Source organism: Staphylococcus sp. FSL W8-0304 (assembly GCF_038006565.1).
Lineage (GTDB): Bacteria > Bacillota > Bacilli > Staphylococcales > Staphylococcaceae > Staphylococcus > Staphylococcus epidermidis.
In genome coordinates, this window is record NZ_JBBOVL010000001.1 from 2,269,445 (window position 1) to 2,281,596 (window position 12,152).

The window sequence follows — 12,152 nt, forward strand, 5'->3', positions numbered from 1 at the left end:
ACTAAAATGCCAATATAGCATAGACGTTTATCTATATAGATGATAATCTATGTTATGTTATAGGAGGCCATGTTATGTCATATATTCAATTATCTAACATATTAAAAGTCATTGCGAATCCTAGCAGATTAGAAATTTTAGATTTATTATCTTGTGGTGAATTGTGTGCGTGTGATTTACTTATACATTTTAACTTTTCACAACCAACACTAAGCCACCATATGAAGTTACTTGTTGATTGCAAATTAGTGTTTGCAAACAAAGTTGGCAATAAACAAATATACGAACTTAATCACCGCTTATTTGAACAAGTGACAAATCAATTAAATTTACTTCATTCAACTCATAACCAATGTATTTGTCATACTATAAAGAAAGGTGAAATTTCATGACTACTGTATTAGCAATTGTAATATTTTTCATCACTTTAACCTTAATCATTTGGCAACCTAAAGGGTTAGACATAGGTATTTCAGCAATCATTGGGGCGCTTTTAGTTATTATTACGGGTGTAGTAAATTTTACAGATATATTAGAAGTAATCGGAATTGTTTGGAATGCTACACTAACTTTTGTCTCAGTCATTCTTATATCATTGATTCTTGATGAGATAGGATTCTTTGAATGGTCAGCTATTCATATGGTTAAGGCATCTAATGGACATGGATTAAAGATGTTTATATATATCATGATATTAGGGGCGCTTATTGCAGCATTCTTTGCTAATGATGGTGCAGCCTTAATTTTGACGCCTATTGTTTTAGCAATGATAAGAAATTTAGGTTTCAATAATAAGTTAGTATTTCCTTTTATTATAGCTTGTGGGTTTATCGCAGATTCCACCTCATTGCCACTTGTTGTAAGTAATTTAGTTAACATTGTATCAGCAGATTACTTTGGTATTAAATTTGTTGAATATTTAATGCGTATGTTTATACCTAATTTATTTTCTCTATTAGCTAGTATCTTAGTTTTATGGTTTTACTTTAGAAAATCCATCCCTAAAACTTTTGATATATCAAGTATTTCTGAACCTAAAGATGCTATACGAGACACACGATTATTTAAAATTTCATGGATTATTTTAGCTTTATTACTTATAGGTTACTTAGTGAGTGAGTTCATACATATACCTGTATCATTTATCACTGGAGCTATAGCTGTGATTTTTATATTATTAGCGCGTCAGTCTAATGTAGTGCATACGAAACAAGTGATCAAAGGGGCTCCGTGGAATATCGTGATATTTTCTATCGGTATGTATCTTGTTATTTTTGGCTTAAAGAATGTAGGGATGACATTGATTTTAGCAGATATTTTATCATCAATAGCTCAGCACGGACTTTTTAGCAGTATTATGGGCATGGGATTTGTATCCGCATTTCTTTCAGCAATTATGAATAATATGCCTACCGTACTTATTGATGCGATAGCCATCGATCAATCGCATGCTATAAGTTCTATAAAAGAAGGAATGATTTATGCCAATGTGATTGGAGCAGATTTAGGACCAAAAATCACACCCATTGGATCTCTTGCTACATTATTATGGTTACATGTTTTAGTTCAAAAAGGAGTTAAAATTTCTTGGGGTACTTACTTTAAAACGGGTATTGTAATTACTATACCTGTATTATTCTTTACTTTGTTAGGTCTTTACCTAACACTTATTATCTTTTAAATTAGGAGATTTTTTATGCAAAAGAAAACTATTTATTTTATTTGTACTGGTAATTCTTGTCGCAGTCAAATGGCTGAAGGTTTTGGAAAATTAATATTAGGTGATAAATGGAATGTATATTCTGCTGGCATTGAAACACATGGTGTTAATCCGCATGCTATAAAAGCTATGAAAGAAGTCGGTATTGATATTTCACATCACACTTCTGACCTGATAAACAATGACATTTTAATAGCGTCTGATATAGTTGTCACATTGTGTAGTGATGCAGATGCAAACTGTCCAGTTTTACCTAAAAACGTCACTAAAGAACATTGGGGATTTGATGATCCTGCTGGTAAAGATTGGTCAGAATTTCAACGTGTAAGAGATGAGATTAAAGCAGCGATCGAAACATTTGCTCATAGAGTGTAACTTAACTCAAAACTTAAAACTCACTATTATTTATACTTTTCAACAAATTTAACAACATACTTCGCTATCATACTGATGAGTGAAACTACAATAACAGAAATATACTAAGTGGAGTAATCATGATAAACAACTAAAATCGTTTATTGTGGGTGCTATCACAATAGTTGTATTCACACACAATAAATTTTATTATAAGCTCGTTTGTAAGTGACTCGTTATTTTAAATTTTTTGATTATAAAGAGGTAAATATAGTTAGTAGTATGTATTTTCGTATAAATTATTTTTAAATGTTTATTAGTTTTATTAATATTATAAGTTTTTATTATGTTACAATGTTTGTAAAATAAACTTAACTATATGAGGTAAATTATGTACTATTTTGTAGGTAATAACATCGGTCATAAAACTGCTGGTATAGAAAAAGCAATGATTAATCGATTAAACCTATTTAAAGCATATCATTATCAAGCTAAAATCTTATTACTAGCATGGAATCGCTATTTAACTCAAACAGCATCGCAATATATTAATAGCGAAGATTATATAAACATGTATGATTATTTTCAAGAAGCAAGTAACGTAACATCAGTGTTCAGTAAAAATTGGATTCATTACTGGAGAAATGAATGTGGCTATACTATAAAACCTGTTTCTGAGACAAATGACGTTCGGATTTATGATCAACAACAATTTATAATGTATGCGCATTTTGCTGATGAAGCTTATCAAAAAATTGATTATATTAATTACTTTGATACATCTAGAAGAAAAATAAAAAGAGAGTTATACGATACACGTGGATTTTTAAGTTGCGTTAGAGTTTTATCAACGGACCAAAAAATACAAGCAGAGTACTATCTTTCTCCTCAAGGAAACGTGAAAATTGAAAAGTATTATGATATTAATTCAAATCATCCCTATGTGGCAAAAAAGATTATATTAAATCATTTAGGTAAAACGCACTTTTTAAACAATGAAACTGAGCTAGGTGCTTTTTTTATTGAAACAATATATCAAAGTAGTGACTTATTCTTTAGCGATCGTAACCTCGTTACATCACATATATTTAACATAGTTGCATCTTACATCCCTGTTATTGCAGTGTTACATAGCACTCATGTTAAAGATGTTACTGATTTAACGCATTCACCAATCAAAAATGTTTATAAAGGGGTTTTTGAACATTTACAAAGGTATAAAGCCATCATTGTTTCAACACAACAACAAAAAGCTGACGTAATTGAGAGAATCAGAGGAGTCATTCCAGTATATGCTATTCCAGTTGGTTATTCATCTTTTGAAATGAACGATGACTCTAATAAAAATAACTATGTTTCACCTAAAAAAATTATTTCTGTCGCAAGATACTCACCTGAAAAGCAATTGATACAACAAATTGAACTTATTAATAGGCTTAAAGATACGTTTCCAAATATCGAACTACATATGTATGGTTTTGGTAAAGAAGAACAACATTTAAAAGAACGCATTCAAGAATTAGGACTAGAAAAACACGTAATATTAAGAGGTTTTTTAAAAGATTTAACTGATGAATATCAAGATGCATATCTAAATTTAATAACAAGTAATATGGAAGGCTTTTCCTTAGCATTATTAGAATGTGAATCACATGGTGTGCCTTCTATCAGTTATGATATTCAATATGGTCCAGGTGAATTGATACAGGACGGTAAGAATGGATATTTAATAGAAAAGAATAATCAACACATGCTATTTGAAAAAGTAAAATTATTGCTCAACAACCCCCAACTTCAACAATCTTTTTCTCACCATTGTATTGAAACTGCACAAAAGTATTCTCAAACACAAATCATGTTACTGTGGAAAAATTTACTTCAACATTTTAACTAAAGCATAAAAACAAAAATCAAATTTTGCTATGAAGTCATTTATCATTAAATGGTTTCATAGTATTTTTTTGTATTACATAAAAAAATTTTTATTCATTCGATAAAAAGGAACCATGAATTCATTTAAAATTCACGGTTCCTCTATTAAATCACTGTCAGATTGTGAGTTACATCTGTTGCTCTAAAAATTATACATTTCAGTCATTTTTAATAAAAATGACCTTGTTTGCATCGTCTTTTTCACAAGATATGATAAACGTGAAAGTTATATTATAGTTTTAATCAACACCTTATATTTGTTGGACTAAATATACTTTCTATTCAAATGTCGTATCTGCTTCTTTCACTAATTTCATTTGAATAATTTAATTTTTATTTTTTCTATTTTTGCGACGCTTCCCTAATAATAACGCTCCTAAACCTGCAAATAAAGCTCCAAGTAATGTGCCTTTAGAATCATGATCTTCATTAGCTCCTGTATCCGGTAATTTATCTTTTGTATTCTTATCTGAGCTATTGTCTAATCCTGAGTCACTGTCTGAGTCGGAATCGCTGTCTGAATCTGAATCACTATCTGAGTCTGAGTCACTGTCTGAATCTGAATCACTATCGGAATCTGAGTCGCTGTCTGAGTCGGAATCGCTATCGGAGTCTGAGTCGTCGCTATCTGAGTCTGAATCACTATCTGAATCTGAGTCGTCATCATAGTATCCGTTATCTATACTAAAGTCATCATGATCAGTAATTGTTACATGGACTTCTTCCCCATCAGCATCCTGTTCGTCATCATCACCAGAATCTGTTGTTGTTTGAGTCATACCTGAAGGTTTATCAAAATGAACAATATAATTACCACTATTTAAATTATCAAATTGATACTTTCCATTTTCATCAGTTGTTGTTGTACTAATGATATTTCCGTTTTCATCTTTTAACGTCACTTTTACTCCAGAGATTCCTTTTTCATCATCACCTTGAATACCATCTTTATTAGTGTCATACCATACATAGTTCCCTAAGCTATATTTAGGTGTTTGATAAAATCCGCTATCAATAGTCATATCGTCTTGTCCGTTAATAGTTACCCATACAGAATTGCCTTCTGAGTCTAGTGCAGGATTTGTTCCTGAATGTTTAAGCGTCGGCGTATATCCTTCCGGTGTTTCGAATGTAATTTTATAAGTCAATCCGTTTTTTAACCCATCAAATTGATATTTCCCCTCTTCATCTGTTCTGACTGATTTTGAAGTTCCATCAGGATACGTCAAAGTTACCAATACATTACTAAGCGGTTTTTCATTATCATTTGTATTTTGAATACCATCTTTATCTACATCTTCCCATACGTAATCTCCGATTTTATAAGTTTTTTCAGGAGGCAAGTCACCTTGTCCTTGACCTGAACTTGTAGAGAAAGCAATTGTATTATCATAGGATGCTGTTCTAAACTCACCAGTATACTCATTTATAGTCGTTTGCATTGTCACAGTTTGCTGTATCGTCGTGTAATCGTCCTTATTAGGGTCATATTTACTAATAACTTTAATAATATATGGTGAATCTATATTACCAAAATTAATATTCACGTCATTATTATTTCCTAATTGGGCATAATCATCATTTGTGACATCTTCATATTCACTGTAATCATAAATTCTGTTACTATCTGGTAAATTTTGATTATCTCCAACCTTATAAACTTTAATGATTGTACTATCGTCGATAATTGTTGAACCTTCATCGCCATTCCCTGAAATATTTACATTTGTTTCTTTGGCTGAATAACGAAGAGGGTTAATATAAATCGTTTGCTCAACTGTATGGTTTTTCGTATCTATGTTTGTGAACATACTTTGAAGGTTAGCAGTCCGATTTTCGTTAGGTTTTTGATATTCAACCGTAATTGTTTTATTTACTGATGAAAGGGCCGTCTTATATTCTACATCTAACTTAGTGTTATTATTTGGAACCTTTGATTTATCAATGTATGATGTTAATTTAAGGTGCGCTTTAATATTTTCATATTTATCTACATAATCTGTAAAAGTGTAGGTAATTTGTTTATTTGTGTTGTCATAAGTACCTGTAGCGATGATTTCTCCAGAATTATCTTTTATTTTTGGTATTGCAAAACTATCGGTTAAATCTGATGGAACTGTATTCTTATCTATATTCACTGTCATCGTATCACCAGATTTCACCTTATCATCTACTTCAAAAGTTACATCATAGATTAAGTTTTCAGCATCATGTGCTTTAATAATACCATCACTATCATCATATCCTTCAGTAATACTTTGATCAGTAACTTTAATTAAATGATTAACATTCGAACCTTGTTCTGCCGCTAATTGATTTACGGTTACACGCTTACTCGATGGTTGGGCAGATGTTGTAGATAACGGTCTAACCTTATTTTCATATTCATTTATTGGTAAATTTAATAACTCATCTTGATTTGAAATTTTTTCATCTATATTTTTATAGCTAGACGGTTGACTTGTTATTGAATCTTCTCTTACTTTGTTAGGTTGCTCTATAGTATTCTCTTCTTTATTGGATTCAGTGTTACTCTCTATTATTTTAGAGTTAGCAAAATCTGATACGCGGGAATTTTCTTCATTATCACTTGTTTGAATAGATGCTTCACTATTTATTGTTGTATGAGATGGTTGTTGGGCAGTATCCATTGATGAATTTGAGGATTCGACTGATGAGGGTTCTTTTACCACTTCTTCTTTAAGCTGAGTATTATCTTGAGGGGTCTTTTGTAAAAATGTTGCTTCGTTTTCATCTACATTTGTTGTTGACTGTGTTATATCTTTAGAGCGATTTTCTATGGCATCGTTGCTATTCGTTTCTTCTTTTTTTATTTGGTTATCATCATCGGTGTTTATTGACTGACTATTATTGATTACATCATTCTTTTCTTCATTACTGGACTGATCATTGCTATCTGATAATTCATCATCCATATTCGAATCTTTAACGTCTTGTACTGTATTCTCCTCAGCTTTGGCCTCATTATGACCTAAACCAAACAATAATGTTGCACCTATTACAATAGACGCTGTACCTACTGTGAATTTTCTAATTGCATATTTATTGGATTTATTTGCTATAGGTTTCTTTTTAGTTAGTAAATTATTTTTTTTTAATCATAAAAACTCCTTATCTTTGACTATTTCAATGTAATTTTCAAGTAAAAATCGTTTCTAGAGTAAAATACAATATAGTATATAAGTCTTTTTTGCAATATTTTTTAAATATGTTAACAAACATTTAATAAACAGTTAATTAATTCGCTCTACATTTCTTAAAATTCTAATAACATAAATAGTTGAAATTATTACTATATTCATCAAAAAAATTGTCACCAAACTATTTCGAATGATAAAAATATAAATAACCGCGGTGTTTCATATTAGTATTATGCACATCTCTGTCACAGTGTTTTATGGAATATTTTAAAGTTAAATCTCAAAAATCATGTATATGTTTTATTAAGGCAATAAATATAAAGACTCCCTTTAATGTTTACTAAAAACATCAAAGGGAGCTAATTTAATGATATTGCTTGATAAAAACAAATCATAAAATATGATTATTTTAAGTGTTCATATGGACTATTTGTTACGAAGGATACAATTTGATCAACAAACAATTTTGCACGTAGTTGAAATTCATTATCTTCTAAGTATAAGGTACCATCTTCTAATTTAGCATAATCAGAGTCATGTGTAGCAATTTGCGTTGGTACAGCAATACCAAGTAAACTACGTACGATGACTCTTAAGTGTGATAATGGCTCAGAACTTACTATTCCTCCACTATTGCAAATGAGTCCCACGGGTTTCATTTTGAAATGGTCCATATTAAGGTGGTCAAGTGCATTTTTAAGAATACCTGAAAACGATCCATGATAATTTGGCGTTCCTAAAATTAAGAAATCTGCTTCCATTGCTTTACTCTGTAAAGATTTGACATTGTTTTTAATTTCATCAACTGCTTGTGTTGTACCAGCAAAATCCAATTGATGAATGGGTTTCTCAGCTAGGTCAAAGATTTCCACCTCAACATCATGTTCGCCGAGTTGACCTTTTAAATATTTTGATAAAGCGTTCGTATGAGACCCTACTTGAGCACTCCCTATAATAATTAAACCTTTCATTATTTTACACCTCTAAATTATTTTCTTCTTTTAATATTTTCATGATTGCTTTTCCAACTCCACTATTTTCATTGGTGTCTGTGACATATTTAGCAATATGTTTAACTTCGTCTGTAGCATTATTCATTGCTACTGGATAACCTACACGTTCTAGCATTGAAATATCATTTAAATTATCTCCTATTGCTATCACATCTGTTAAATCTATACCCAATTGATGAGCAATAGCTGATAAGGCAATGCCTTTTTGAGCGTTTGAATGAGTGATTTCTAGATTACCTCTTGATGATGAAGATACTGCTAAATTTGGTGATGATGCTAACGCTTGACCTACTTGGTCGATTTTACTTAAATCTGCATCAAAAGCTAACACCTTCATAATAAGTTCTCCAGGAATATCTTCAATTGAATCATAATTATCTACAACTTTTAAAGTACCGTTATCTATGCGTTTTTGTATATTATTTCGTATCTTGTCTACATCTGCTTTTTGACCCGCACGTTCTGCAATATCTATATAGATTGCTAAATCACGTTTAGGATCTTCTGTATATATGCCACGGTTTGTGTAAATTTGATAATAAATATGATTATTTTTAAGTGCTGTAGTAATTTTGTGTACTAAATCATGATTAAGATGCGATGTACTCATTATATTAAATGATTCATCACGAACTTCTGCACCATTCAAACATATGTAAGGTACTTTTAAGTCTGTTTCAGCAACAGGTGTTTGTGCCTCATAAAATGCTCTACCAGTTGCAATAACTACTGTAATGCCGTTCGCTTGCGCAAATTTTATCGCTTCTTGATTCATAGTGGTGATTTCATGACCAGCGTTAAGTAATGTTCCATCCATATCAGTTGCTATTAGCTTTATCATTAGTTGACCTCGTTTCCACTTATTTTAAAGTGATGCTATATGAATTTTTTTAATTGATTTAAAATTAATGTGTGTAGCATGTGTCTTAACTTCATCATTGTTATATGTTATCACACAATCTTTAACGATTTACTGGACTTCAAAAATACGTTTATTTATGTACGACATCATTTTAACAAATTTATATCCTTTTGTATCTTCCCCTGTTTTTCTGCTTTTTTCTTTTCACGTATTTCCTTAAAAAAACTTCTCAATAGTTCTGCACACTCTTCTTCTAAAATTCCTTTTTCTACGATTGCCCTATGATTAAACTGCGGTTGTTCTAATAAATTCATAAGACTTCCTGAACATCCTCCTTTGGGATCAGTAGCACCATACACAACCTTTGGAATACGGCTCATAATAATAGTGCCCGCACACATGACACAGGGCTCTAATGTAACATACAACGTACATTCTTCTAATCTCCAACTGCCGACAACTTCTGACGTCCGTTCTATCGCTATGTGCTCTGCATGGGCAGTAGGTTGCTGCAATGTTTCCCTTAAATTATGTGCACGTGCAATGACTTGATCCTCTTTAACAATAACTGCTCCGATTGGAACTTCTCCTAATGCTTTGGCTTTGTGTGCTTCATTAATTGCTAAGCGCATGTAATCATGATTTTTTTTCATATGTGTTGGAATACCTCACTTATGGTACAATACTCATTGTCTATCTTAACATTTGGAGAAGTGATTATGAATAAACCATTTATTGCAATCGAAGGACCTATAGGTGTTGGTAAATCCTCTCTTGCTCACCGATTAAGCAAGACGTTTGGTTTTTATGAAGAGAAAGAAATTGTTGATGAAAATCCATTTCTATCTGATTTTTATGATGATATAGAAAAGTGGAGTTTTCAAACTGAAATGTTCTTTTTATGTAACAGATATAAACAGATTAGAGATATTGAGTCGCTAAATCAAGGTATAGTTAGCGATTATCATATTCATAAAAATAAAATTTTTGCTAAAAATACTTTAGATGCTAAAGAATTTGATAAATTCAGTCGTATTTTTGATATTTTAACTGAAGATATCGAAATGCCAAATACAATTATCTTTTTAGATGCTGATTTAGATGTATTAAAATCTAGAATTGCACAACGTAATCGTAGCTTTGAATCTCAAATAGAAGATGACTATTTACTTACTTTAAAAAAAGATTATCTTGCTTATTATGAATCATTAAAGAATGACGGTGCAAATGTCATTCGAATTGATACATCTCAACAAGATTTCGTTAAAAATGATTACGATTACCAAAATATTTTAAATTTAGTAAAACCTATGATTGGAGAAAATAAAGATGAATAATTATGGTATTCCTCAAAATGCAGTAATAACCATTGCTGGCACTGTAGGGGTTGGTAAATCTACGTTAACACAAGCACTTGCTGACAAGTTAAATTTTAAAACTTCCTTTGAGAATGTAGACCATAATCCTTATTTAGATAAATTTTATCATAATTTTGAACGTTGGAGCTTTCATCTTCAAATTTACTTTCTTGCTGAACGTTTTAAGGAACAAAAACGCATGTTTGAGTATGGTGGCGGATTCGTTCAAGATCGTTCAATTTATGAAGATGTGGATATTTTTGCAAAAATGCACGAAGAACAAGGAACAATGAGTGCTGACGACTACCACACGTATTACGAATTATTTAATGCAATGGTTATGACACCTTATTTTCCAAAGCCTGATGTTCTGATTTATCTAGAATGTGATTATGATGAAGTAATTGATCGTATTCAACAGCGGGGACGTGACATGGAAATCAATACAGATCCAGAATATTGGAAAAAACTATTTAAACGGTATGAAAATTGGATTAACAATTTTAATGCATGTCCTGTTGTTCGACTTAATATTAATGAATATGACATACACGAAGACGTAGACTCCCTTGATTCAGTCATTGATAAAATTGCTCAAGTTATTAAAGCATACCGACAAGTGGATACAAGATAATATATCTAATTGTAGAAAATTAGAGCTTATATTTATATACTTTCACAAGTTATTTCATATACCTTTTACTCAAATATTAAAATAACAGATATAGCTATTATTAAGAATGTTGACAATATTTTATAAAAATTCTATGTTTATACTATAACTGAATTATATGCACTAGGGGTGTTTTTTAACTGAGATGGATATCATCCAAACCCTTTGAACCTGAACTAGCTTATACTAGCGGAGGAAAGTGTTGAATCTCATCTAATTATCATTCTGTCTTTATATATTGATTTGGATGCACAACTTTTCTCATGAAGGTTGTGCATTTTTTCTTATACAAATAAAAATTATTGGGGGCATAAAGATGAAAAAAACTGCAATTATCACGGGAAGTAGTCGTGGATTAGGCGCTAAAATTGCAATAACTTTACTAGAAAAAGGCTACAATGTTGTTGTTAATTACAAACAAAATAAGGATAAAGCTGAAAAATTAATTAGAAATTATAATCAAAGTAGGGCTATAGCTATTCAAGCTGATGTGACAGACAGAAACGATGTGAATCGAATGATTCAAACTGCCACACAACATTTTGGAAAAATAGATATAGTCATTAATAATGCACTTGTTGGTTTTAAATTTGATCCAAATCAGCAAAAATCGTTTAAAGATTTAACTTGGGAAGATTATCAACAACAACTTAATGGTACTTTAAAAGGAGCATTTAATGTGACTCAAAGCGTCATACCACAATTTATAGAACAACAAAGTGGATGCATTGTTAGTATTGGAACCAATTTGTATCAAAATCCAGTCGTACCTTATCATGAGTATACAACAGCAAAGGCAGGTCTCATTGGCTTTACTCGTAATATTGCTGCAGAACTTGGACAATATGGTATTACAGCAAATGTTGTTTCTGGAGGATTACTCAAAACGACTGATGCAAGTGCAGTCACTACACCTGAAGTATTTGATTTAATTGCTCAAACTACACCTCTTAGAAAAGTAACATCACCTCAAGATGTAGCCAATATGGTCGTATATCTCGCTTCAGATGAAGCACGTGGCGTAACAGGTCAAAATATTACCGTTGACGGTGGTTTAACAATGAACTAATTGTTTGTGT

The 12,152-nt window shown here is 31.2% G+C and carries 11 protein-coding genes and 1 riboswitch; of the genes, 7 read left to right on the plus strand and 4 right to left on the minus strand.

Features of this window, described 5'->3' with window-relative positions; genetic code table 11:
• Positions 1 to 74: 74 nt before the first annotated feature.
• From NST35_RS10810 to NST35_RS10825, 4 genes are all read left to right on the plus strand, one after another.
• Positions 75 to 392 (plus strand): ArsR/SmtB family transcription factor, encoded by a 318-nt coding sequence (locus tag NST35_RS10810; RefSeq protein WP_002445752.1) that lies wholly within the window; start codon positions 75 to 77, stop codon positions 390 to 392.
• Positions 389 to 1,681 carry an arsenite efflux transporter membrane subunit ArsB gene (arsB, locus tag NST35_RS10815; RefSeq protein ID WP_002445751.1) on the plus strand — a complete coding sequence of 431 codons (1,293 nt, stop codon included), beginning with the start codon at positions 389 to 391 and terminating at the stop codon, positions 1,679 to 1,681. Before NST35_RS10810 ends, arsB begins: the two co-directional genes overlap by 4 nt.
• Positions 1,682 to 1,696: 15 nt before the next feature.
• Entirely contained in the window at positions 1,697 to 2,095 is a 399-nt protein-coding gene (gene arsC, locus NST35_RS10820) for an arsenate reductase (thioredoxin) (protein WP_002445750.1), read from the plus strand.
• 370 nt (positions 2,096 to 2,465) lie between these two features.
• A complete protein-coding gene (locus tag NST35_RS10825) occupies positions 2,466 to 3,968 on the plus strand; it encodes a glycosyltransferase (protein ID WP_002456013.1) in 1,503 nt (500 codons plus the stop codon).
• A 364-nt stretch (positions 3,969 to 4,332) separates the two neighbouring features.
• Here the strand turns inward: NST35_RS10825 and sdrG are convergent, their stop codons facing one another.
• From sdrG to tadA, 4 genes are all read right to left on the minus strand, one after another.
• Positions 4,333 to 7,089: an MSCRAMM family adhesin SdrG gene (gene sdrG / locus NST35_RS10830; RefSeq protein ID WP_071813250.1), complete on the minus strand. Its 2,757-nt coding sequence runs from the start codon at positions 7,087 to 7,089 to the stop codon at positions 4,333 to 4,335.
• A gap of 482 nt (positions 7,090 to 7,571) precedes the next feature.
• Positions 7,572 to 8,138 carry an NADPH-dependent FMN reductase gene (locus tag NST35_RS10835; RefSeq protein WP_002438713.1) on the minus strand — a complete coding sequence of 189 codons (567 nt, stop codon included), beginning with the start codon at positions 8,136 to 8,138 and terminating at the stop codon, positions 7,572 to 7,574.
• Positions 8,139 to 8,142: 4 nt separating this feature from the next.
• Positions 8,143 to 9,021 (minus strand): Cof-type HAD-IIB family hydrolase, encoded by an 879-nt coding sequence (locus NST35_RS10840; protein WP_002438712.1) that lies wholly within the window; start codon positions 9,019 to 9,021, stop codon positions 8,143 to 8,145.
• Positions 9,022 to 9,188: 167 nt separating this feature from the next.
• On the minus strand, positions 9,189 to 9,695 hold the full coding sequence (tadA, locus tag NST35_RS10845; protein ID WP_340747307.1) for a tRNA adenosine(34) deaminase TadA: 507 nt from the start codon (positions 9,693 to 9,695) through the stop codon (positions 9,189 to 9,191).
• 66 nt (positions 9,696 to 9,761) lie between these two features.
• Between tadA and NST35_RS10850 the strand changes: the two genes are divergently transcribed.
• The 3 genes from NST35_RS10850 (at position 9,762) to NST35_RS10860 (ending at position 12,142) form a co-directional block, all read left to right on the plus strand.
• Positions 9,762 to 10,379, plus strand: coding sequence for a deoxynucleoside kinase (locus NST35_RS10850; protein ID WP_002456016.1), 618 nt, complete (start codon positions 9,762 to 9,764; stop codon positions 10,377 to 10,379).
• On the plus strand, positions 10,372 to 11,034 hold the full coding sequence (locus NST35_RS10855) for a deoxynucleoside kinase (protein WP_002438709.1): 663 nt from the start codon (positions 10,372 to 10,374) through the stop codon (positions 11,032 to 11,034). The genes NST35_RS10850 and NST35_RS10855 overlap by 8 nt, the downstream gene beginning before the upstream one ends.
• 154 nt (positions 11,035 to 11,188) lie before the next feature.
• A riboswitch (TPP riboswitch) is annotated at positions 11,189 to 11,288 on the plus strand.
• Positions 11,289 to 11,389: 101 nt separating this feature from the next.
• Complete coding sequence (locus tag NST35_RS10860) at positions 11,390 to 12,142, plus strand: 3-oxoacyl-ACP reductase (RefSeq protein WP_002456017.1); 753 nt, start codon at positions 11,390 to 11,392, stop codon at positions 12,140 to 12,142.
• Positions 12,143 to 12,152 lie beyond the last annotated feature (10 nt).

Coding starts and splice junctions, on each gene's coding strand:
- NST35_RS10810 (WP_002445752.1), top strand. CDS start 75: ATGTCATATATTCAATTATCTAACATATTAAAAGTCATTGCGAATCCT.
- arsB (WP_002445751.1), top strand. CDS start 389: ATGACTACTGTATTAGCAATTGTAATATTTTTCATCACTTTAACCTTA.
- arsC (WP_002445750.1), top strand. CDS start 1,697: ATGCAAAAGAAAACTATTTATTTTATTTGTACTGGTAATTCTTGTCGC.
- NST35_RS10825 (WP_002456013.1), top strand. CDS start 2,466: ATGTACTATTTTGTAGGTAATAACATCGGTCATAAAACTGCTGGTATA.
- NST35_RS10835 (WP_002438713.1), bottom strand. CDS start 8,138: ATGAAAGGTTTAATTATTATAGGGAGTGCTCAAGTAGGGTCTCATACG.
- NST35_RS10840 (WP_002438712.1), bottom strand. CDS start 9,021: ATGATAAAGCTAATAGCAACTGATATGGATGGAACATTACTTAACGCT.
- tadA (WP_340747307.1), bottom strand. CDS start 9,695: ATGAAAAAAAATCATGATTACATGCGCTTAGCAATTAATGAAGCACAC.
- NST35_RS10850 (WP_002456016.1), top strand. CDS start 9,762: ATGAATAAACCATTTATTGCAATCGAAGGACCTATAGGTGTTGGTAAA.
- NST35_RS10855 (WP_002438709.1), top strand. CDS start 10,372: ATGAATAATTATGGTATTCCTCAAAATGCAGTAATAACCATTGCTGGC.
- NST35_RS10860 (WP_002456017.1), top strand. CDS start 11,390: ATGAAAAAAACTGCAATTATCACGGGAAGTAGTCGTGGATTAGGCGCT.